The 22,691-nt window shown below is 71.1% G+C and carries 18 protein-coding genes and 1 riboswitch; of the genes, 14 read left to right on the plus strand and 4 right to left on the minus strand.

Annotated features, from left to right (window positions below; translation table 11 throughout):
• Window positions 1-253: 253 nt before the first annotated feature.
• Window positions 254-3,805: a transcription-repair coupling factor gene (gene mfd / locus AC067M_RS22745; protein WP_478698835.1), complete on the plus strand. Its 3,552-nt coding sequence runs from the start codon at window positions 254-256 to the stop codon at window positions 3,803-3,805.
• Window positions 3,806-3,934: 129 nt separating this feature from the next.
• Window positions 3,935-4,843 (plus strand): SCO6745 family protein, encoded by a 909-nt coding sequence (locus AC067M_RS22750; RefSeq protein ID WP_478698836.1) that lies wholly within the window; start codon window positions 3,935-3,937, stop codon window positions 4,841-4,843.
• 98 nt (window positions 4,844-4,941) lie between these two features.
• Here the strand turns inward: AC067M_RS22750 and AC067M_RS22755 are convergent, their stop codons facing one another.
• Complete coding sequence (locus AC067M_RS22755) at window positions 4,942-5,133, minus strand: antitoxin (RefSeq protein ID WP_478698837.1); 192 nt, start codon at window positions 5,131-5,133, stop codon at window positions 4,942-4,944.
• Between the two features lie 211 nt (window positions 5,134-5,344).
• On the opposite strand from AC067M_RS22755, the gene AC067M_RS22760 reads away from it, so the two are divergent.
• A complete protein-coding gene (locus tag AC067M_RS22760) occupies window positions 5,345-6,082 on the plus strand; it encodes an HNH endonuclease family protein (RefSeq protein WP_478698933.1) in 738 nt (245 codons plus the stop codon).
• A 67-nt stretch (window positions 6,083-6,149) separates the two neighbouring features.
• Window positions 6,150-6,893 carry a GNAT family N-acetyltransferase gene (locus tag AC067M_RS22765; protein ID WP_478698838.1) on the plus strand — a complete coding sequence of 248 codons (744 nt, stop codon included), beginning with the start codon at window positions 6,150-6,152 and terminating at the stop codon, window positions 6,891-6,893.
• A gap of 57 nt (window positions 6,894-6,950) precedes the next feature.
• Here AC067M_RS22765 and AC067M_RS22770 read toward each other — a convergent pair whose 3' ends face one another.
• Window positions 6,951-7,802, minus strand: coding sequence for a hypothetical protein (locus AC067M_RS22770; protein ID WP_478698839.1), 852 nt, complete (start codon window positions 7,800-7,802; stop codon window positions 6,951-6,953).
• An 89-nt stretch (window positions 7,803-7,891) separates the two neighbouring features.
• Complete coding sequence (locus tag AC067M_RS22775; RefSeq protein ID WP_478698840.1) at window positions 7,892-8,596, minus strand: hypothetical protein; 705 nt, start codon at window positions 8,594-8,596, stop codon at window positions 7,892-7,894.
• A 192-nt stretch (window positions 8,597-8,788) separates the two neighbouring features.
• On the opposite strand from AC067M_RS22775, the gene AC067M_RS22780 reads away from it, so the two are divergent.
• Window positions 8,789-10,885, plus strand: a complete 2,097-nt coding sequence (locus AC067M_RS22780; RefSeq protein ID WP_478698841.1) for an HsdM family class I SAM-dependent methyltransferase — start codon at window positions 8,789-8,791, stop codon at window positions 10,883-10,885.
• Between the two features lie 25 nt (window positions 10,886-10,910).
• On the opposite strand, the gene AC067M_RS22785 is transcribed toward AC067M_RS22780, so the two are convergent.
• Window positions 10,911-11,510, minus strand: coding sequence for a DinB family protein (locus AC067M_RS22785; RefSeq protein ID WP_478698842.1), 600 nt, complete (start codon window positions 11,508-11,510; stop codon window positions 10,911-10,913).
• Window positions 11,511-11,720: 210 nt separating this feature from the next.
• Here AC067M_RS22785 and AC067M_RS22790 point away from each other — a divergent pair, with 210 nt between their 5' ends.
• The 9 genes from AC067M_RS22790 to AC067M_RS22830 all read left to right on the plus strand — a co-directional run bounded on the left by AC067M_RS22790 (window position 11,721) and on the right by AC067M_RS22830 (window position 22,640).
• Window positions 11,721-12,389 (plus strand): hypothetical protein, encoded by a 669-nt coding sequence (locus tag AC067M_RS22790; protein WP_478698843.1) that lies wholly within the window; start codon window positions 11,721-11,723, stop codon window positions 12,387-12,389.
• A 38-nt stretch (window positions 12,390-12,427) separates the two neighbouring features.
• On the plus strand, window positions 12,428-13,918 hold the full coding sequence (locus tag AC067M_RS22795) for a protein kinase domain-containing protein (protein WP_478698934.1): 1,491 nt from the start codon (window positions 12,428-12,430) through the stop codon (window positions 13,916-13,918).
• A 124-nt stretch (window positions 13,919-14,042) separates the two neighbouring features.
• Window positions 14,043-14,870 carry a glycoside hydrolase domain-containing protein gene (locus AC067M_RS22800; protein WP_478698844.1) on the plus strand — a complete coding sequence of 276 codons (828 nt, stop codon included), beginning with the start codon at window positions 14,043-14,045 and terminating at the stop codon, window positions 14,868-14,870.
• A 172-nt stretch (window positions 14,871-15,042) separates the two neighbouring features.
• A complete protein-coding gene (locus AC067M_RS22805) occupies window positions 15,043-15,690 on the plus strand; it encodes a SurA N-terminal domain-containing protein (RefSeq protein ID WP_478698845.1) in 648 nt (215 codons plus the stop codon).
• Between the two features lie 122 nt (window positions 15,691-15,812).
• Window positions 15,813-16,781: a nucleoside triphosphate pyrophosphohydrolase gene (locus AC067M_RS22810; protein WP_478698846.1), complete on the plus strand. Its 969-nt coding sequence runs from the start codon at window positions 15,813-15,815 to the stop codon at window positions 16,779-16,781.
• Window positions 16,782-16,901: 120 nt separating this feature from the next.
• Window positions 16,902-19,076, plus strand: coding sequence for a tetratricopeptide repeat protein (locus AC067M_RS22815; RefSeq protein ID WP_478698847.1), 2,175 nt, complete (start codon window positions 16,902-16,904; stop codon window positions 19,074-19,076).
• The gene (locus tag AC067M_RS22820; protein ID WP_478698848.1) at window positions 19,073-20,344 is read left to right on the plus strand and encodes a cytochrome P450 family protein; all 1,272 of its coding nucleotides are present in this window, start codon (window positions 19,073-19,075) and stop codon (window positions 20,342-20,344) included. Before AC067M_RS22815 ends, AC067M_RS22820 begins: the two co-directional genes overlap by 4 nt.
• Before the next feature lie 183 nt (window positions 20,345-20,527).
• On the plus strand, window positions 20,528-21,553 hold the full coding sequence (locus AC067M_RS22825; protein WP_478698849.1) for a LysM peptidoglycan-binding domain-containing protein: 1,026 nt from the start codon (window positions 20,528-20,530) through the stop codon (window positions 21,551-21,553).
• 194 nt (window positions 21,554-21,747) lie between these two features.
• A riboswitch (cyclic di-AMP (ydaO/yuaA leader) is annotated at window positions 21,748-21,916 on the plus strand.
• Window positions 21,917-21,920: 4 nt separating this feature from the next.
• Window positions 21,921-22,640 carry a transglycosylase family protein gene (locus AC067M_RS22830; RefSeq protein WP_478698850.1) on the plus strand — a complete coding sequence of 240 codons (720 nt, stop codon included), beginning with the start codon at window positions 21,921-21,923 and terminating at the stop codon, window positions 22,638-22,640.
• Window positions 22,641-22,691: the final 51 nt, after the last annotated feature.

Consider the following 22,691-nt stretch of genomic DNA (forward strand, 5'->3'; position numbering starts at 1 on the left):
TCCGGCGTGTGAGGACGAAGCCCGTTCAGGGCTGAAGCGGGGGTCCGGGGGCGCAGCCTCCAGGGGCGGGACGGGGAGGGGCGGCGGGGGCGAAACAATCGACGCCCGCTCCGACGCCGCGCACCTCGAATCCCAGGGTTGTCCACAGCCCCCAACGGCCACGCCGTCAGCGACGTACGCTGGATGGACCCCCGGCCCGCAGCGCGTGTCGGGCGCTCCGCGATGCCCACCCTCGGACGAAAGCCGCCCCCGAATGAGCCTGCACGGTCTGCTCGACGCCGTAGTCAAGGACCCCGCCCTCGCGGAAGCGATCAAGGCGGCCGCAGACGGCAACCGCATGCACGTCGACCTGGTCGGCCCTCCCGCGGCCCGCCCCTTCGCGATCGCCGCCCTCGCCCGCGAGTCCGCCCGCCCCGTCCTCGCGGTCACCGCGACCGGCCGCGAGGCCGAGGACCTCGCTGCCGCCCTGCGCTCCCTGCTCCCGGCGGACGGCGTCGTGGAGTACCCCTCGTGGGAGACGCTCCCGCACGAGCGCCTGAGCCCCCGCAGCGACACCGTCGGCCGCCGCCTCGCCGTGCTGCGCCGCCTGGCCCACCCCCGCCCGGACGACCCCGAGACCGGCCCGGTCTCCGTTGTCGTCGCCCCCGTCCGTTCCGTGCTCCAGCCGCAGGTCAAGGGCCTCGGCGACCTGGAACCGGTCGCACTGAGGACGGGCCAGACCGCCGACCTGAACGCCATCGTCGACGCCCTCGCCGCCGCCGCGTACGCGCGCGTGGAGCTCGTCGAGAAGCGCGGCGAGTTCGCCGTACGCGGCGGCATCCTCGACGTGTTCCCGCCCACCGAGGAACACCCCCTGCGCATCGAGTTCTGGGGCGACGACGTCGAGGAGATCCGCTACTTCAAGGTCGCCGACCAGCGCTCCCTGGAGGTCGCCGAGCACGGCCTGTGGGCCCCGCCGTGCCGCGAACTGCTGCTCACCGACGACGTACGCGCACGCGCGCGTGCCCTCGCCGAACAGCACCCCGAGCTGGGCGAGCTGCTCGGCAAGATCGCCGAGGGGATCGCGGTCGAGGGCATGGAGTCCCTGGCGCCGGTCCTGGTCGACGACATGGAGTTGCTGATCGACGTACTGCCGAAGGGCGCCATGTCGATCGTGTGCGACCCGGAGCGCGTCCGCACGCGTGCGTCCGACCTCGTGGCGACGAGCCAGGAGTTCCTGCAGGCCTCGTGGGCGGCCACCGCCGGCGGCGGCGAGGCGCCGATCGACGTCGGCGCGGCCTCCCTGTGGTCCATCGCGGACGTCCGTGACCGGGCGCGCGAGCTGGACATGATGTGGTGGTCGGTCTCGCCGTTCGCGGCGGACGAGGAGCTGGACGCGGACACGCTGAAGCTAGGCATGCACGCCCCGGAGACGTACCGCGGCGACACCGCGAAGGCGCTCGCCGACACCAAGGGCTGGCTCGCCGACGGCTGGCGCGTGGTCTTCGTCACCGAGGCGCACGGCCCGGCGGCCAGAACCGTCGAGGTGCTCGGCGGGGAGGGCATCGCGGCCCGCCTGACTGCATCCGATTCAAAGACGGGCGACCTCGATCAGCTGAGCCCGTCCGTGGTGCACGTGGCGTGCGGCTCGATCGACTACGGCTTCGTCGACCCGGGGCTCAGTCTCGCCGTGCTCACGGAGACCGACCTGACCGGCCAGAAGGCCGCCGGTCGCGACGGCGCCCGGATGCCCGCACGCCGCCGCAAGACCATCGACCCGCTCACCCTGGAGGCGGGCGACTACATCGTCCACGAGCAGCACGGCGTCGGCCGCTACATCGAGATGGTGCAGCGGACCGTGCAGGGCGCCACGCGCGAATACCTGGTGGTGGAGTACGCCCCCGCCAAGCGCGGCCAGCCCGGCGACCGCCTGTACATCCCCACCGACCAGCTGGAGCAGATCACCAAGTACGTGGGCGGCGAGGCTCCGACCCTGCACCGGCTCGGCGGCGCCGACTGGACGAAGACGAAGGCTCGCGCGAAGAAGGCGGTCAAGGAGATCGCCGCCGACCTCATCAAGCTGTACAGCGCGCGCATGGCGGCCCCCGGCCACGCCTTCGGCACGGACACCCCGTGGCAGCGCGAACTGGAGGACGCCTTCCCTTACGCGGAGACCCCCGACCAGCTGACCACCATCGCCGAGGTCAAGGACGACATGGAGAAGTCGGTCCCCATGGACCGCCTGATCTGCGGCGACGTCGGCTACGGCAAGACCGAGATCGCGGTACGGGCCGCTTTCAAGGCCGTCCAGGACGGCAAGCAGGTCGCTGTCCTCGTCCCGACGACACTGCTGGTGCAGCAGCACTTCGGCACCTTCTCCGAGCGCTACTCGCAGTTCCCGGTCAACGTGCGGGCGCTGTCCCGCTTCCAGACCGACACGGAGGCGAAGGCCGTCCTGGAGGGGCTGCGCGAAGGCGCCGTGGACGTCGTCATCGGCACGCACCGCCTGTTCTCCTCCGAGACCAAGTTCAAGGACCTCGGCCTGGTCATCGTCGACGAGGAACAGCGCTTCGGTGTCGAGCACAAGGAGCAGCTGAAGAAGCTGCGCGCGAACGTCGACGTGCTGACGATGTCCGCGACCCCGATCCCCCGGACGCTGGAGATGGCGGTGACCGGCATCCGCGAGATGTCCACGATCACCACCCCGCCGGAGGAACGCCACCCGGTGCTGACCTTCGTCGGCCCGTACGAGGAGAAGCAGATCGGCGCGGCCATCCGGCGCGAACTGCTCCGCGAGGGCCAGGTCTTCTACATCCACAACCGGGTGGAGTCGATCGACCGGGCGGCGGCCCGTCTGCGGGAGATCGTCCCGGAGGCGCGCATCGCGACGGCACACGGCCAGATGTCGGAGACGGCGCTGGAGCAGGTGGTCGTCGACTTCTGGGAGAAGAAGTTCGACGTGCTGGTGTCGACGACGATCGTCGAGTCCGGCATCGACATCTCCAACGCCAACACCCTCATCGTGGAGCGCGGTGACACCTTCGGCCTCTCCCAGCTGCACCAGCTGCGCGGCCGCGTCGGCCGTGGCCGCGAGCGCGGCTACTCCTACTTCCTGTACCCGCCGGAGAAGCCCCTGACGGAGACCGCCCACGAGCGGCTCGCCACCATCGCCCAGCACACCGAGATGGGCGCGGGCATGTACGTGGCGATGAAGGACCTCGAGATCCGTGGCGCGGGCAACCTGCTCGGCGGCGAGCAGTCCGGCCACATCGCGGGCGTCGGCTTCGACCTGTACGTGCGGATGGTCGGCGAGGCGGTCGCCGACTACCGGCGCCAGCTGGAGACCGGCGCGATCGAGGAGGAGCCGCCGCTCGAGGTCAAGATCGAACTGCCGGTCGACGCGCACGTCCCCCACGACTACGCGCCCGGCGAGCGGCTGCGCCTCCAGGCCTACCGCGCCATCGCCTCCGCCAACTCGGAGGAGGACATCAAGGCCGTCCGCGAGGAACTCGTCGACCGCTACGGCAAGTTGCCCGAACCGGTGGAGAACCTGCTGCTGGTGGCCGGCCTGCGGATGCTCGCCCGCGCGTGCGGCGTCGGCGAGATCGTCCTCCAGGGCACCAACATCCGCTTCGCACCGGTGGAGTTGCGGGAGTCCCAAGAACTGCGCCTCAAGCGCCTGTACCCGGGGACCGTCATCAAGCCGGCCGCGCACCAGGTGCTGGTGCCTCGCCCGAAGACCGCGAAGGTGGGCGGCAAGCCGCTGGTCGGGCGGGAGTTGCTGGGGTGGGTGGGGGAGTTCCTGGCGTCGGTGTTGGGGTCGTAGGGGAGCGGCGTTCCTGGGTGGTGCCGGAGCCGCAGGGAGGGGGCGGCTCCGGCACACTTGTCCGTGTCAAGTTGTGTGCTGGGCGTCGTCGCGCAGTGCTGGACGGATGGATGACGAGGGGGAACGTCAATGCCGGAACTCGTGGACGAGACGGGCGGCGCGGGTGGGGCGGGTGCGGTGGAGCCCGCTCAAGTGCGTCAGCTCTGGCATCTGCTGGAGCCCCTGCACGCGGTGCTGTACTTCGCCCCGGAGGTCCTCGAGGAGGCGGCCGCACTCGGGTACGACGTGCGGGACCGCTGGTCGAGCTACTTCCCGTTGCGCGCCGCGCCGTTGGGCCCCGTGGACAGCAAGATCGTGGCCTCCGTCTTCTACAGCTTCTCGCCCGCCATGGTCGCCGCGTACATGGAGTCGGCGTGGTCGGTGGCGAGCCCCGAGGCTGTGCTGAAGGCGCGACTGCGCGGCATGGACCGCGCGTACCGCACGCTGTTCGGCGACCGTGTCGACAGCCCCGAGCTGGCGGAGGCCGCAGCCCTCGCCCGCAGCGTGGCGGAGGCGGCCGACACGGCGGGGCGGCCGCTGGCCGCGGGCAACGCCGTGCTGGACTGGCCCGAGGAGCCGCACCTGCAACTGTGGCAGGCGACGACCATCCTGCGGGAACACCGCGGCGACGGCCACCTGGCCGCCCTCCTCGTGGCCGGCCTGGACCCCGTCGAGTCGCTCGTCTCCTTCGCCGCGATAGGCGCCGCGTCCGTCGAACGCTTCGAAAGTCGCGGCTGGAGCGCGGACGCATGGGCGGCCGGACGAAACCGCCTCGCCGCCCGCGGCCTGGTCCACGGAGACGGTACGGCCACGGAGGCGGGCCACGAGCTGCGCCGCCGCGTCGAACAGCACACCGACCGACTCGCCGCGGGCCCCTGGCAGTCACTCGACCCGAAGGCCCTGGACCGCCTCAGGGAACTGCTCGGCGACTACTGGGTCGCGGTGATCGGCTCCGGCCTGTTGCCTTCGGAATCGACGCTGGGGATCGGGAAGGTGTGAGCCGAGCCGACGCGGGGTGAGCGGGTGCGGCCCGCGACGGCGACCGGTGCAGGGAAAGCCGCCCACGGGAGGCGCCCCCGGGCGGCTGGTTCTCGGACCTACGGCTGGTCGGGCCGGTCACGATCGCGGTCCATGCCGAGCGCGCCCTCAGCTCTCTGCTGCGCGGCGTCGACCTGGTCCTCGTACTTCCCGCCCGTCTTCTCGTTGATCCGTCGTTCCGCGGTGTCGGACATGTCCTTGGACTTGGCCTTGCCCCGCGCCTGGTTCTTGAACCTGTCGAAGATGCCCATGCAGAGCTCCTTGCAGAGGTGACTCACACCCGACGATACGCCCGAGATGCGAAGAATGCGCACCGGAGATCGGTGCGCCCCGGACCACCCCAACGCCCCCGTGCGCTCGGCCGCTACGGTGTGCGAAGCCCTTACGAGGGCACCAGGGAAGAAACCGCCCCACCCGTGCGGGGCGGGGCGGACCGGCAGGCAAGGGGAGGGGCGCGCCGTGATGCGTCTGAGGGGCGGGGCCGTGGCCGCCGCTGTGCTGGTGCTCACTGTGACGGGCTGCAAGGAACAGACCACGGGGTCCGCCGACCCCGGTCAGTCCGCCGAAGCGACCGCCGGTGCCGGAGCCGGGGGCACCGGCGGGGGTGCTGCCATGACGGCCGCCGAGTCGCTGACGGTGAAGGGGCGGGCGCCCAAGACGGGCTACGACCGCGACAGGTTCGGCACTGCCTGGGCGGACACCGACTCCAACGACTGTGACACCCGCGACGACATCCTCAAACGAGACCTGGAAAAGGTGAAGTTCACCGGCGGCACCTGCAAAGTCTCCTACGGGATATTGGAGTCCGACCCGTACTCGGGCAAGGACGTGACATACCGGCGCGGCCGCAGCAAGGTCGACATCGACCATGTCGTCGCCCTCTCCGACGCCTGGCAGAAGGGCGCCAAGTACTGGGACGCCAGCAAGCGGATAGCCCTGGCCAACGACCCGCTCAACCTGCTCGCCGTCGACGCGAGCACCAACCGCTCCAAGGGCGACGGCGACACGGCGACCTGGCTCCCGCCCAACAAGGGCTACCGGTGCACGTACGTCGCCGCCCAGGTCGCCGTGAAGAAGAAGTACGGGCTGTGGGTCACCGCCGCCGAGAAGTCCGCGATGGAGAAGGTCCTCTCCGGCTGCCCCGACCAGAAACTCCCCTCCGGCGGAAACCCGACCGAGGCACCGGCGCGGTTCCACTGAGCGGCGCCGGGCGGCCGCGCCGCAAAAACCGTTTTCCGAGGTTCCGCCCCGCGCCTACGGTGACCCTATGGAGTTGAAGGTATCTAGCCTGGCCGAGCGGCCCGAGGCGCTTGATCGGATCGTCGGGATGGCCGACAGTTGGCCGGAGTTCACCGTCCAGGACCTCGTGGGCAACGCCCACTACGGTCGCATTGCCGGCGAACTCCCCCAATACGTCCTGTTCGCCGAGGACGAGCGGGGCGAAGTCGTCGCACACGCCTACAGCGTGCCCTTCTCCCTGGCCGCCGAAGGCCGCGGTGCACTGCCCGCCCGTGGCTGGGACGAGGTGCTCGTGTGGGCCTTCGCCGACCTGCGCCGCGGGGTCGCTCCCGACACCGTCAGCGCCATCTCCATCGTCGTGGCCCCCCACGCCCAGGGCCTCGGCCTGTCCGGGCTGATGCTCTCCGCGATGCGCGACAACGCCCGGGCCCGCGGCTTCCGTGAGGTCGTCGCCCCCGTCCGCCCCAACGCCAAGCACCTGGAACCCCGTACCCCCATCGAGGAGTACGCCTACCGGGTACGGGAGGACGGGCTGCCGCACGATCCATGGCTGCGCGTCCACGCGCGGGCCGGGGCGACCATCGAGGGTGTGGCACCGGCGTCGATGACGGTCGCCGCTTCCCTGGAGGAGTGGCGCCGCTGGACGGGGCTGCCCTTCGACACCGAGGGCGAGGTCGAAGTGCCCGGCGCGCTGGTGCCGGTGCGGTGCGAGCCGCAGCGCGGGTATGCCGTGTACGTCGAGCCGAACGTGTGGATGCGACACCCGCTCTGAACGGGCCGGTCGCGCCCCTCACCAGTCGGTTCAGCCGGTTCAGCCGGTTCAGCCGGTTCAGCCGGAGAGGGCGTCGAGGTCCACGATCTCGCCCGTGGGCTTCTGCGCGGGGACCGGCTCGTCGAACTCGCTGAAGGTGAGGGTGCCCGGGTCGTCCGCGGAGGTGCTGTCCATGCGCAGCAGGTACGGCTTGCCCTCGCTGGCGACGTAGAGGGTGTAACGGTCCTTGCCCTCGGCGGCGTTCAGCACGAGGGCGGGCGTGCCGTCGATGGTGGTCGTCTTGCCCCTGGACACCGTGGCGTCGGCACCGCTGTCGTGGGACGCGTCGGAGCCCACGCCCACCGGGCCCTCCAGCACCGAGTCCAGGTCGCAGAATCCCGCGATGTCCTTGGCGTCCTGGCCGGTGGCGGACATCTTGGTCCACTTGTCGGCGAGCATCGCCACGACCGCGTCGGTGTCGGACTTGGACTCACCCTCGCTCTGGGCGCGCAGGAACGCCTCGTCGTACTTCATGTAGAGGTGGTCCCCGGACTTGACCAGGTCGGCCTTGCCCTGGCCGTTCATGCTCATCGTGCCGGCGCACTCGCCCTTCTTGTTCAGGGCCAGGTCGATCTGAATCGTGCCCTTGGTCTCGTCGTCGGGGACGTCACCCTTGAAGCGCAGCGACGAGGCGCCACTGGTGGCGTCCATGGCCCGCTCGGCGATCTCCTCGGCGCTCAGTCCGGCGAACGGTTCCTTCGACGTGCCGGACGCGCTGGTCCGGTTGGACTTGCCGGACTTGCCGGACTGATCGGAAGGGCTGGAGTTGCTCGGCTTGTCTTCCGCCTTGTCCTGACCCGGGAAGCAGCCGGTGAGCCCCGTGGCGGCGACGGCGGTCAGGCAGAGGGCGGCGAGTGCGGTGCGACGCATGGGAGTTCCTTGGTGAGACGCGTGAATCTGAGGTGAGGTGATGCGGAGTGTCGTGATGCGGGGTGAAGTGACCGTCGGATGCGAGACGGTCAGCCGGTCTTCTGCCAGTCCTTGCAGCCGGCCGTCTTGAAGAAGCCGTCCGAGGCGCTGATCGTGACGACGGCCGTGCCGGTCACGTTGTTGTTCGCGATGATCGACTGCAGTCCGTGCTCGGCGTTCTTGGCGCGCTCCCAGTAGCAGGAGTCATCGGTGTTGCCGGTGGACTTGTAGGTGCCGGGGGTGATGTCGGTGCCGACGCGGAACATGCCGCCGCTGCCGGCCATCTTGGTGGCGGGGGAGCCCTTGGCCTTGGTGTCGACGGCCTCCCAGTCGTTGCAGCCGCTCGACTTGAAGAGCTTGTCGGACGCCTTGACGGTGACGTAGCTGGTGCCGCTGACGTTGTCGTTGGCCAGCAGCGAGTCCAGCTCGCCCGAGGCGTCCTTGGCGCGCTCCCAATAGCACATGTCGTCGGTGTTGCCGGTGGTGCGGTAGGTGCCGGGCTTGATGTCCGTACCGACCTGGAAGTCGCCGTCCCCCTCGAACGCGGCCTTCTTCTCGGCCGCCTCCGCCTTCTCGCCCCCGCCCGCCTTGCCCGAGTCCTTCTTGGTGCCGGGCGTCTTCTGCGCGGAGGCCGAAGCGCCCTTGTCGGCGGCGTCGGCCTTCTTGTCGTGGTCGCCGCCGGCGTTCGCCGACACGGCACCGATGACGACGATTCCCACGACGGCCCCCAGCGCGACCTTGCCCTTCATGCCCATGGCTGTTCCCTCCCCAAGGCGTGGCAACTGCCTCCGTTCGGCAGCCGCTCGTTCGCCGGGTCAATGAGAACATGAGCTGTGAACCGAGTCAACACGGTTCATGGAGGGGGGTGCGTACACGGCCGTGAAGAGGTGGATCCCACGTTCACCGGTATGCTCGGCGCCACACACCGGACGAGGGGAGCGGGGCGGGTGCAGGACAACGCGACAGAGGTGACCGCTGCCGGGATCGCACGGCTCGCCGGCGTGGGCCGCGCCGCCGTCAGCAACTGGCGTCGCCGTCACGCCGACTTCCCGAAACCGGTCGGCGGCACCGAGACCAGCCCCTCCTTCGCCCTCGCCGAGGTCGAGGCATGGCTGCGCCACCAGGGCAAACTCGCCGAAGTGCCGCTGCGTGAACGGGTGTGGCAGCAGCTCGCCGGCCATCCAGAGGGCCCGGTCACCGCGCTGGGGCACGCCGGCTGCGTCCTGCTGCTCATCCACGACCGCTCCACGGTCTGGCTGGAGGTGAGCGCGGGCTCCGACGAGCGCCTCGCCGCGATGCTGCCGGGCGCGCTGGAGCAGGTGATCACGCCGCGCTTCGGCGCTGTGAACTCATCACCATCTGTGAACACCAAGCCCGCGGTTCACGCCCCGAACGGCGGTGCCCCCGCTGTTCACACTCCGGCTGTTCACGCCCCCTCCGGCCCCGAACTCCTCCCCTCCGCACCTCTCCTGCGCGGAGTCGCGGAGCTGGCCGCCGAAATGGGTGCGCGGCAGACCTTCGAATTCCTCATCGGCCGACACCTCGACGCCAACCCGCGCCAGTACACGCTCACGCCCACCGAGCTGGCCCGCCTCATGGCCGACCTGGCCGGGCCCGCCGACAGCGTCCTCGACCCGGCCTGCGGCACCGGCGCCCTGCTGCGGGCGGTCGCCGCCCGTCCCGACCAGGAGTTGTACGCGCAGGACAGCGCGCCCGACCTCGCCGCGCTCACCGCGCTCCGGCTCGCCCTGCACACCCGGGCGACCGTGCGCGGCGCCGCGGGCGACACCCTGCGCGCCGACGCCTACCCGGAGCTGCGCGCCGAGGCCGTCCTGTGCCATCCGCCGTTCAACGAGCGCAACTGGGGCCATGACGAACTCGCGTACGACCCCCGCTGGGAGTACGGGTTCCCGGCGCGCAACGAGTCCGAGCTGGCCTGGGTGCAGCACGCGCTCGCCCGTCTCCACGACGGCGGCACCGCCGTCCTGCTCATGCCGCCCGCCTCCGCCTCCCGCCGCTCGGGCCGCCGTATCCGCGCCGACCTGCTGCGCCGGGGAGCGCTGCGCGCCGTCGTCGCGTTGCCGGTCGGGGCGGCGCCGCCGTACAACATCCCGCTGCACCTGTGGGTGCTGCGCAGGCCCGGCAGGGCGCCCGCGCAGCCGGAGGTGCTGCTCGCGGACGTGGGGCAGTTCGCCACGGAGGGGCGCGGCGGGCCGGACTGGCGGGCCGTGCGGGACGCCGTACTCGACGCCTGGCGCGGCTTCGACCGGGCCGGGACCCTCGACGAGCGCCCGGGGCTGGCCCGTTCCGTGCCCGTCATCGAGCTCCTCGACGACGACGTGGACCTCGCACCGGCCCGTCACCTGCCGCCTCCTGCGGCGGCCGATGGAGCGGAGGCGCTCACGGCGGTGCGCGAGCGGCTGGGCGAGACGCTGCGCCTGACCGCCGACCTCACCCCGCCGCCCGCCGAGGCCGCACAGGTGGTGCGCTGGCCGCTCACCACCGTCGGTGAACTCGCGCGCGGGGGCGCCCTCGTACTGCGTACCGGCGGAAACGGCGGCCACGCGCGCGTGCCCGTGCTGACGGACCACGACGTCCTGGCCGGGACCGCACCCTCGGGGACGCTGCCAGAGAGCGACGAGGAGGCTGTACTCACCGAGCCGGGTGACATCGTCCTCCCGGTGCTCGGCGGTGGCGCGGTGGCGCGCGTGATCGACGACGCGACCGGGGGCGCCGCCCTCGGGCGCAACCTCGTGCTCCTGCGACCCGATCCGGCGGCGCTCGACCCGTGGTTCCTCGCCGGGTTCCTGCGCGGCACCGCCAACAACCGCCAGGCCAGCAGCTACGCGTCCACCGCCACCCGCCTCGACGTACGGCGCCTCCAACTGCCCCGGCTCCCGCTGGACGAACAGCGCCGCTACGGCGCCCGCTTCCGAGCCCTCGACGAGTTCGAGCAGGCGCTGCGCCACGCGGGCCGCCTCGGCGAACAACTCGTACGCGGGATGTACGACGGTCTGACGGACGGGACGGTCACCCCGGGCTGAGCCCCCTCCGTGCGATCCCGCGCGGTCAGCCGTCGGCCCGCGGACCCTCGTCCGCGGCCTCCCTGGCCGCCCGCTCCACTCGTTCCCGGTGCCGCTGCCACCACTCCGCGTCGCCGGGAGCCATGTTCCCGCCCTCGTTGCGCTGACCGACCGCCCCGTCGACGAGTTCGCGGACGACGTCGGCGTGTCCCGCGTGCCGGTGGGTCTCGCCGATCATGTGGACGAGGATCCGGTGCAGCGTCAGCTCGCCCCGCCCACCGGGCACGCGGCCGACCGTGTCCAGGGGCAGGGAGTCGATCGTCTCGCCGGAGTGGACCCATGCCCGGCGGTATCCGCCGACGATGTACGCGCGCGTCTCGGCCGGGGTCGCCCACAGGTCGGCGTTCGGCTCGGCGTCGCCGGTGATCCACAGGGGCGGCGCGGCGAAGGGCCGCCCGAAGGTCGCGCCGAAGTACAGGGCCTCGGCGCCGGTCATGTGCTTGACCAGGCCCAGGAGGTTGGTGCCGGTGGGGGTGAGGGGGCGGCGGATGTCGTACTCGGAGAGCCCTTCGAGCTTCCACAGGAGCGCGTCACGCGCGTCCTGAAGACAGCGCCGAAGGTCCGACTTGGCGTCTGATCCGATCATCGGCTCAGTCTGCCGCGCCTCACCGGCTCAGTCTGCCGCGCCTCGGCGCCTGTCCGCCGCATCGCGTGAAGTGATCAGCACGACAACGGTTCGGTACAACCCGGGACCGCTTGTCCGTGTCGGCCTATACGCTCGAAGCGGCAACCATGGGACCGGCGTTGTCGGACGCCGGCCGGCCTCGTACGTCCCTCTCAGGCATCAGGAGCTGTCATGCATGGCCACGGCTACACGCAGCCGGTGAAGCAGCCGCCCCACACGGGGTGGCTGGTCTTCGTGCGCGTGCTGTTCGTGGTGGTCTCGGTGTTCAGCATCGGCTTCCTGGCCTGGACGATGCTGCTGCGGCTGGCCATCGTGACCCGCAAGTCCCTCGACTGGGGTCTGTTCGTGGCCGTGCTGGCGATCGACGTGCTCAGCATCGTGCTGCTGGGCAGGGAGCCCGGCGAGGAGGTCCACACCGCGGGCGGCTGGACGGGCATCGCGCTCCTCCTGGGCACGCTCGTGGCCGCGATCGCGTACTACCTCGCCGCGGAGATCCGCCACTTCCACCAGCTCCGCTACGGCCCCTACGCCGCCCCGCGCCCGTCGGCGTACGGCTACCCGCAGCCCACGACGCCGTACACCGCGACGAGCGTGCACCCCACGCCGCACACCCCGCCCCTGGCGCCCCGCACGCCCGCGCCCCAGCAGCCGCACCACACCCCGGTACCCCAACCGCCGCACCGCACCCCGGTGCAGCAGACGCCGATACCCGCCCCAGCGCCGCCCCAGCGCCCCGCGCCCGCGCGGATCGACCAGGTGCGGGCGGAGCTCGACGAGCTCAGTGACTACCTGCGCCAGCAGGACGGCCGGCAGGGCGGCGACAGCGAGGGCGGACGGTGACCGTGGCGACAGGACGCGTCGTCGCCAGTCGGTACGAACTGGCCACGCTCATCGGGCAGGGCGGCATGGGCCAGGTCTGGACGGCCTACGACCGGCGCCTCGACCGCCGCGTCGCGGTGAAGCTGCTGCGCCCCGACAAGGTGGCCGGCCAGGAGGCCGACGAGCTGCGCCGCCGTTTCGTGCGCGAGTGCCGGGTGACCGCCCAGGTCGACCACCCCGGCCTGGTGACCGTCCACGACGCCGGAAGCGAGGGCGAGGAGCTGTTCCTCGTCATGCAGTACGTCGACGGCGCCGACCTCTCCGACCACCTCGCCGAGCACGACCCCTACCCCTGGCAGTGGGCGGTCGCGGTCGCCGCGCAGCTGTGCGCCGTGCTGAGCGCCGTGCACGCCGTGCCGATCGTCCACCGCGACCTCAAGCCACGCAACGTGATGGTGAAGCAGGACGGCACGGTCACCGTCCTCGACCTCGGTGTCGCCTCCGTCATGGACACCGACACCACGCGGCTCACACACACCGGTTCGCCCATCGGCTCGCCCGCCTACATGGCGCCCGAACAGGCCATGGGCGGCGCGGTCGGCCCGTACACCGACCTGTACGCGCTCGGTGTGCTGCTGCACGAACTGCTCAGCGGTGACGTCCCGTTCTCCGGCTCCACGGCGCTCGGCGTGCTGCACCGACACCTGTACGAGCCGCCGCTGCCGGTGCGCCGGACCCGTCCCGAGGTCCCCGAGGCGCTCGAAGCGCTGGTCCTGCGCCTGCTCGCCAAGGACCCGCAGCACCGGCCTGCCTCCGCGCAGGAGGTGTACGAGCACCTGGAACTGCTCCTGCCCGCGCGCGGGACCCCCACCGGGGCGCCCCTCGACCCCACGCGCCCCTTCCTCCGCCCGCACGCCCCCTGGCCGGACCGCGCCCGCACGCCCGCGCCCCAGCCGCAGGCCGCTCCCGCGCCGCCCGCGGCCGACAAACCGGACGTCGCCGCCGCCGTCGACGAGGTCAAGCGCCTGCTCGGCGAGGGCCGTATCACCCAGGCCGTCGACATCCTCGGCGCGATCCTGCCCGCCGCGGCCGAACAGCACGGCGAGCACTCGCCGGTCGTGCGCACCCTGCGCAAGCAGTACGCGGCCACGCTCATGGACGACGGCCAGTACCGGCGCGCACTGCCCGAACTGCGCCGCCTCGCCGACGAACGCGCTGCCGAGGCCGGCCAGGCCGACCCGCAGTCCCTGCGTTTCCGCTTCGACGCCGCCCAGTGCCTCGAACAGCTCGGCGAACCCGCGGCGGCGCTCGCCGAGTACCGCGCGCTGCTGCCGTACTACGAGAACCAGTACGTCGCCGGTGACCCCGAGCTCGCCCTCGACGTCCGCCGCCGCATCGGCCACCTGCTCCTCGCCCTGGGCGACCGCGCCGCGGCCCACGACACGCTGGCCCGGCTGCTGCACGACGTGGAGCGGCTCCAGGGCCCCGGACACCCGCTCGCGACGGAGGTCCGCCGGACCCTGCAGTGGCTGGGACAGGTGCGCGGGTAGATTTTGCTGTGCCGTGAAGGAATCTTGTGAGCCCCTGGGGACGCGGTTTCCCGAATCCGGTAGGGACGCCGGTTAGGTTGCGATCCTTTCGTCACAACCAGCACAACCGGGGTGGGGTTCTCGCGTGTCCAGCCATCGTCAGTCGAAGAAGCGCAGATACATCACGTGGGTGGTGGCCGGTGCCGCCGTCGTCGCCGGAGCGGGCATCGCCGCGCAGACCTCCATGGCGGCGACCACGTGGCCCGCGCAGCGCACCTACACCGGTCGCGCCTTCGACACCTGCGCCGCGCCCTCCCTGTCCGCGATGAAGGCCTGGCACGGCGGCCTCTACGGTGCCGCCGCCGTCTACGTCGGCGGCAAGAACCGCGGCTGCTCCCAGCCCAACCTCACCGCCTCCTGGGTGAAGTCGGTCAGCACCGTCGGCTGGAAGCTCATCCCGCTCTACGTCGGCGCCCAGCCGCCCTGCCAGACAGGCTCCAGCCCCGAGAAGATCAGCGCCTCCACCGCCGCCTCCCTCGGCGCGAGCGATGCCGCCGACGCAGTCGCCAAGTCCGCCGCCCTCGGGATCAAGGCCGGCAGCCCGGTCTACCTCGACATGGAGTCGTACGACATCACGAACAAGGCGTGCAACGACGCCGTCCTGACGTACGTGCGCGCGTTCGACAAGGGGCTGCGCGCCAAGACGTACCGCAGCGGCTACTACGGCTTCACCAGCTCCAGCGCGAAGGCGATCGCCGACGCAACCGACAAGACGGACCTGCCGGGCAACCTCTGGTACGCGCTGTGGGACAAGCAGAACACCACCACCGCGGACTGGCCGTTCGGGGCGACCCAGTTCACCAACCACAGCCGGGGTCACCAGTACCTGGTCAACAGCAAGGAGTCGCGGGGCGGCTACACGATCACCGTGGACCGGGACGCGTGGGACGGCCCGGTGGCGATCACCGGCTGACGGGCCCTTCCCGAGGCCCTTCCCGCCAGGTCTCACCGAGGGCGGGCGCGCGGCGGTGCCGGAAGTCGTGGTGAATCGTTGGTCGAATGGGTTGGCCAGAGCTGGACCACTGCCTACCATCGATCACCGCAAGACTTTGTGCACCGTCGCACAATCTCCTCGGGAGGTTTCCTTGCACCGCCGCCGTCGCACCGCGCTCCTCCTGTCCGCCGCGATCGTCGCGTCGGCCCCCCTCCTGACCGCCTGCGGAAACGAAGCGCATCCTGGCGCGGCGGCCGTCGTGGGCGGCCAGCGGATCACCGTCTCGCAGCTGGAGAACCGGGTGAACGAGGTGCGCTCCGCCCAGCGCGCCGCGGTGCGTGACGACGCGCAGTACGCGCAGACCGTCGCCCAGACCGGCACCCTCACCCGCGACACCCTGCACGGCATGGTCCTCGACCGGGTCCTCCAGCGCGCCGCGCGGGACGCGGGCATCGCCGTCAACCGCAACGAGGTCCAGCGGATGCGGGCCGGCCTGGAGCAGCAGGCCGGCGGCTCCAAGGGCCTGGAGACGGCCTGGCTCCAGCAGTACGGGATCCCGCCGCAGCGCCTCGACGACAACCTCCGCCTCCAGCTGGAGGCGCAGAAGCTCGCCACCCAGCTCGGCACCGACACCAGCCAGCCCGCCTTCTGGAAGGCCCTGTCCAAGGCCTCCGAGGAACTCCACGTCGACCTCAACCCCCGCTACGGCAGCTGGGACGTCCAGAAGGTGAGCAGGGTCGACGGGAAGACGCCATGGGTGCGGGAGGTTTCGGCGGCGGGGTCGCAGCAGTCGGCGTGAGGGCGTCGGCCTCGGCGCTGTGACGGGCCGGGGAGAGGGGCGATGATCGTACGATCACGCCACGTCACCCGGCCTGTGGACAACCGCCGGGGCCTGTCCGCGGCGTGCGTTACGTTCGAAGCGTGAACACATCCCGCCTCAAGGCCACCCCCGGCCGCATCGTCCTGCTCACCACCTCGCACCGCGTCGCCCCCGGCCTGCTGTCCTGGCCCGCCTGGCAGGCGCTGCACGCGGCCGACCAGGTGCTGTGCGCGGACGGCGCGCACCCGCAGCTGCCCTATCTGCGCGAGGCCGGCATAGCGGTCGACGAGGCGTCCCCGACCGCCGAGGACCTGGTCGACGCCTGCACGGGCGGCCGCACCGTGGTGGTCGTGGCGACCGGCGAGGGCGAACCGACCCTGACCGACGGCCTCGCCCGCCTCGCCGGCTCCGGCCGCGTCCACATGCCGGAGCTGGAGCTGCTCCCAGCCTCCTACGACTTGCCCGGCGCCCGCCTCCTCGACCTCGTCCAGGTCATGGACCGCATCCGCGCCGAATGCCCCTGGTCGTCCCGGCAGACCCACAAGGGCCTGGCGAAGTACGGCATCGAGGAGGCGTACGAACTGGTCGAGGCGATCGAGGAGGGAGACCGCGACGAACTCCGTGAGGAACTCGGCGATGTGTTGCTCCAGGTCGTCTTCCACGCCCGCATAGCCGAGGAGGACCCCGACACGCCCTTCTCCATCGACGACGTCGCCGGCGGCATCGTCGCCAAGCTCATCCACCGCCACCCGCACGTCTTCGGCGACGAGACCGCGACGACGCCCGAAGAGGTCAAGGAACACTGGCTGCGCACCAAGGCGGTGGAGAAGCAGCGCACGTCCGTGACTGAGGGCATCCCCCTGGGCCAGCCCGGCCTGGCCCTCGCGGCGAAGCTGGCGTCACGCGTGCGGACCGCGGGCCTGGACGTGCCGCTTCCCCAGGGCGACGGCGTCGGCTACGAGCTGCTGGCGCTGGCCGTACGCGCGGAGGCGGAGGGCGCGGATCCCGAGGCGGCGCTGCGCGCGGCGGCGCGGGCGTACCGGGACGCGATACGGGCGGCGGAGGGCTGAGGCATCCGGCCGCTTCGATGAGTACCGTTGACTCAGGGACGGGCGAGTGGTCAGGGGGCTTGAGTGGACCGGGAGTTGGAGGAGCTGGCGGCCAGGGCCGAGGGGGTGCTCCATCGGGGGATGACGTCGCCGCTCCGGGGCGCCGTCAGGCGGAAGTTCGCGGAGTGGTTCGCACGCCATGGTCAGCTTGATGAGGCTCGCTATCTCGGGGAGCTCGACACCTCTTGGCACACTCTTTCCTTCCTCGCAGACGTCCGGTACTTCGCAGAGGGCCGGGGTAGGTGGCGTGGGCGTTTCCAAGAAATCCTCACCTCTGCGGTCGACGAGCAGGCAGCGGCCGAACTCACGGACCTGATCGCACAGTTCACGCCCGAACCGCCAGGGTTCCGCGTCTCCAACACCCTCTCCTCCACCACCGTCAACGGCACCGTCATCCAGGCCGGTTCCATCGGCGGCCAGGTCGGCTCCACCGGCCCGGCCACCGTCAACGAGCCGCCCGTGACCGGCGACCACCTCGACTTCCGGGGCGGCACGTTCCCCGGGCAGGTCATAGGCAAGCAGTACAACTACGGGCCGCAGCCCGGCGCCGGGCTGCCCGACCCCTACAGTTGGCCGACTCTCGAGGACGTCAACCCGGTGACGCTCGGGGTGCGACAGACGCGGCGACTGGGGGAGGAGTCCGGGCTCGCGTGCTACATCACGCGGGATGTGGACGAGGCCCTGCGGGGGTGGCACGAACGGGACGGTCTGCTCGTGATCACCGGCGGTTCCCTCACAGGCAAGTCGAGGACCGCCTGGACGGCCATGTTCAACCACCTTGAGCTCCACACCCGCGTCTACGCACCCCCTCCCGGCACGGACCTCCGTAGTCTCCCCGGCCTACTCCGTGCCCGACCGGGGGCGTACGTCCTCTGGCTCGACGAACTGGAGCGCCACCTCGGCGACCAGGGGCTGGACATGGGGCTGCTGGACGAGTTGAACAGGCTCGGCGTACCGGTGGTGGCCACGATGAGCGACGAGGAGTACGAGAAGCACCGGTTCGGCGGCGGACCGGCGTCCCGTCTCCTGGGCGGGACCAGGCCGGTGCGGTTGAGTTCACGCTGGAGCGAGGCCGAGCTCGAACGGCTCGCGGAGGTGACCGACGACGCCCGGCTCGTCGACGCCATCCAGTGGCGAGGCGACAGCGGGGTCACCCAGTACCTCGCCGTCGGCCCCGAGCTCTGGGAGATGTGGCACCACGCCGCCTACTCCAACAGCAGGCACCCGCTCGGACACCTGGTTGTAAGGGCCGCGATCGACCTCGTGCGCTGCGGGATCACCGGGGGCATACCGCAGGAACTACTGGAAGCGGCGAGCGGCTGCTACGGGCCGGGCCATGTGTCGGGGCGGCCGGAGCGGGAGTCGCCGGCGGACGCGCTGACGTGGGCGACCGAGGAGCGGCACGGGGTCACGGGGCTGCTGGTGCGGAACGAGAGCGACGGGACGTTGCGGCCGTACGGCTCACTGGTCGCGGACGTCCTGCGGGACCCCGCGTCGAAGCCGATGCCGCTCGCCATCTGGCGCTGCGCGCTGGACGGGACGCGCTCCGACACCGACGTGCACCGCAACGTCCGTAGCACCGCCGACTCCTTCTTCGCCCCCAAGGCCGAGGAGGGCGACCCCGAAGCCATGAGCATGCTGGGCCTGCTCGGGGAGGCGGCGGAGGACGAGGCCACGGCCTTGGAGTGGTACCGCAAGGCGGCGGACGCGGGGAAGACGGAGCTTGCGGCGCGCGTCGGGGAGCTACTGCTGGCGCGGGGGGAGGCGGAGGACGCGCTGCCGTATCTGCGGGCGGCGGCGGAGCGGAGCCCGGGGGGCCGTGAGGGGCGCCTCCTCGGGCAGGCCCACCTTGCGCTGGCCGAGCACTGGCTGCGGAAGGCCGCGGACGGGGGTGACGGAGAGGCCGGGCAGGCGGCCGAGCTGCTGGAGGAGGCGGCGCGTCATGTGTCCCAGGTCAGGCAGGATGCCGCTGCCGGAGAGCTGCTCGCGCGCAGGTCCCTCCAACCGTCGGTTGTAACGAACGTCGGCATGAGCTTGGAGGAGCAGGGCAACCTGGCAGACGCCCGGAACCTCTACCAGCTGAGCCACGACCTCGGTGACCCCTACGGCGCCCACCGCCTAGCAGCCCTGCTCGAAAAGCAGGGCAAAACCAGCGATGCCATCATCTGGTACCACAAGGCTGCCAGCATGGGGCACCCAACCGCCCGTAAGGCCCTGGCGGACATGACCGCAAAGCGAGCTACGGTCAAGGAGTGACCAACCACCCCCAGCCCCCCACCCCCGCCCCCGACCTCTTCACCTGGGAGTTCGCCACCAACCCCTACCCCGCCTACGCCTGGCTGCGTGAGCACGCCCCCGTGCACCGTACGAAGCTGCCCAGCGGCGTCGAGGCATGGCTGGTCACCCGTTACGTCGACGCGAAGCAAGCCCTCGCCGACCAGCGGCTCAGCAAGAACCCCGCGCATCACGACGAACCCGCGCACGCCAAGGGCAAGACCGGCATCCCCGGTGAGCGCAAGGCCGAGTTGATGACGCATCTGCTCAACATCGACCCGCCGGACCACACGAGGCTCCGACGGCTCGTCAGCAAGGCCTTCACGCCCCGCCGGGTCGCCGAGTTCACCCCGAGGGTGCAGGAGCTCACCGACCACCTCATCGACCAGTTCGCCGACCGGGGCTCGGCCGACCTCATCCACGAGTTCGCGTTCCCTCTCCCCATCTACGCGATCTGCGACCTGCTCGGCGTGCCGCGTGAGGACCAGGACGACTTCCGGGACTGGGCGGGCATGATGATCCGGCACGGGGGAGGCCCACGGGGCGGGGTCGCGCGGTCGGTGAAGAAGATGCGCGGCTATCTCGCCGACCTCATCCACCGCAAGCGCGAGGCCCTCCCGGACACGGCCGCGCCCGGCGAGGACCTCATCTCCGGCCTGATCCGCGCCTCCGACCACGGCGAGCACCTCACCGAGAACGAGGCCGCCGCGATGGCGTTCATCCTGCTGTTCGCCGGGTTCGAGACGACCGTCAACCTCATCGGCAACGGCACGTACGCCCTCCTCACCCACCCCGAGCAACGAGCCCGCCTCCGGGACTCCCTCACCGCCGGACACACCGACCTCCTAGAGACCGGCGTCGAGGAACTCCTGCGCTACGACGGCCCCGTCGAGCTCGCCACCTGGCGCTTCGCCACCGAGCCGCTCAGCATCGGCGGGCAGGACATCGCGGCCGGGGACCCCGTCCTCGTCGTACTCGCCGCCGCGGACCGGGATCCGGAGCGGTTCGCGGAGCCGGATGTCCTCGACCTCGGTCGGCGGGACAACCAGCACCTCGGGTACGGGCACGGCATCCACTACTGCCTCGGCGCGCCGCTGGCCCGTCTGGAGGGGCAGACCGCGCTCGCCACACTGCTCACCCGGCTTCCCGACCTGCGACTCGGGGAGGATCCGGCCGATTTGAGGTGGCGTGGCGGACTCATCATGCGGGGACTGCGCACACTGCCCGTGGAGTTCACGCCCACACGGTGATCGAGCGAGTGCGCTGTGTACCCGATGCGCCAGGGTGACATGCATTCAACTCTGTGATCTTCACGTGATCTACGCGGCATTAACTTGTGACAAGTGATCGGCTGTCGATACGTTCACTCGTCAACGCGGCACCTCGGCTTCACTCGCCGCGTGGGTAAGTGCTGTCTCGCGAAAGGTCACCGCATGCTCTCCGGGAACGGTCGCCACCGTCGCCCTCGTCAGGCTCCGGCTCTTCTCGTCGCGGCCGGGGTGACCGGCTCCGCCATCGCCATCCCGCTCCTCGGTGCCACCGGCGCGAGCGCGGCCGACGGCACCACGTGGGACAAGGTGGCCGACTGCGAGACCGGCGGAGCGTGGAGCGCCGACACGGGCAACGGGTTCTACGGCGGGCTGCATCTGACCCAGGAGCGCTGGGAGAAGTACGGCGGCCTCGAATTCGCCTCCAGCGCCGACAAGGCCAGCCGTTCCCAACAGATAGCCGTCGCCGAGAAGATCCTCGCCGACATCGGCCCCGGCGCCTGGCCCACCTGTGGACTGCTCTCCGGGCTCGGAAACGACTCGGGCTCGGCCGACGTGGACACGGGCGTGGCCGACGACGTGCCCTCCCGGGGCCTGGGCCTGTCCAGTTCGCCCAGTTCATCCGAATCATCCGACTCATCGGACTCCTCCGGCTCCTCCGACGCCTCAGGTTCCCCCGAGGCACCCGAAGGGTCCTCGGACGCCGGCGCCCCCGACGAATCCGCGACCGGATCCTCCGCGTCGCCGTCCCCTTCGTCCCCTTCATCTCCCAAGTCGGATGATTCCGCGAAGTCTGATTCGTCCGCGGATTCCGGCGCCAAGGACTCACGGAGCCCCGAAAGCTCGCCCACGGAAGACCCCGCATCCGGCAAGTCCGACGATTCGGACAATGCGCAGCAGGGTGCGGGTTCCTGGAGTCTTGTGGACACCGGCTCCGTGAGTGCCGATTCCACCGGCACCGGCCGTCACCGCGGCAACAGTGCCGACGAGGCCACGGGCGGTGGAGCCGCCACCGCCTCCTCCGGTCGTCACGCCTACACCGTCCGTCCCGGTGACACCCTGGCGTCCATCGCCGACTCCCTTGGCCTCGACGGCGGATGGTCCGCGCTCTATGCCGGTAACAAGCAGGCGATCGGCGCCGACCCGAACAACATCTCCGCCGGTCAGACCCTCCGAGTCGGGGCTGAATAGGGCGAAAAGTGGCGGGAGTTCACGCCCTACTTCGCGCCGAATGTCCAATTTGGCGAAAGTGTGGGATGAGTCTCAGAAGCCCTGATCGTCTTTGAAATTCCGCGGACGGCGTGTCTACGGTCATGACCGCTCGCCAACACGAGCCCCGGCTGCCGCAACGCCGAATCCTGCCAGCGGCCGTACGGGAACAGTCGTCGCGTAAAGCGCCGTAGGCAGGAGCGGGGGACCCAAGGTAAGTGCCGGGCCCGGACATTGAGACCGGATCCGGCTTGGGGTGAAGCCGCGCCTCGTGAGAGGTGCGGCCGGGCAACTCAACCGGCCCGAACCCGACAGCTCACCTCGCAGGCGTCGGTGAGGGGATCCAACCATGCTGTTTTCCGGCAAGGGCAAGCACCGTCGTCCGTCCAAGGCCACTCGCGCCATCGCCATCGCCGGTGTGACCGGCGCCGCTGTCGCCGCCCCGCTGATGGCGGCCGGCAACGCCTCCGCCGCCACCACCTCCGAGTGGGACACGGTCGCCCAGTGCGAGTCGGGCGGCAACTGGTCCATCAACACCGGCAACGGCTACTACGGCGGCCTGCAGTTCTCCGCCTCCACGTGGGCCGCGTACGGCGGCACGCAGTACGCCTCCCAGGCCAACCAGGCCTCCAAGGCGCAGCAGATCGCCGTCGCCGAGAAGGTCCTCGCCTCCCAGGGCAAGGGTGCCTGGCCGGTCTGCGGCAAGGGCCTGTCCGGTGCCTCCTCCAGCGGCAGCACCGACACCTCCTCCGGCAGCGGCTCCTCCTCCAGCGGTTCCAGCAACTCCAGCAGCTCCTCGAACGACAGCGGCACCAGCACCCGCTCGACCGAGCAGCAGGCCTCCCGCTCCTCCGAGCGTCCCGCCGCCAAGAAGACCGTCACCACGCCGACCGGCAAGAAGGTCAAGAAGGGTGACGGCGAGTACAAGGTCGTCGCGGGTGACACCCTCAGCTCGATCGCCACGAAGCAGAAGGTCGCGGGCGGCTGGGAGAAGCTGTTCGAGCTGAACAAGGACATCGTCGAGGACGCCAACCTCATCTACCCGGGCCAGCAGCTTCACCTGAAGTAAGCCGGGCCGACAGCTTCCGTCCGAAGCAGGACGCGGGCTCCCCGCTCCGGT

The sequence above is a fragment of the Streptomyces sp. NPDC043427 genome (genome assembly GCF_056436655.1).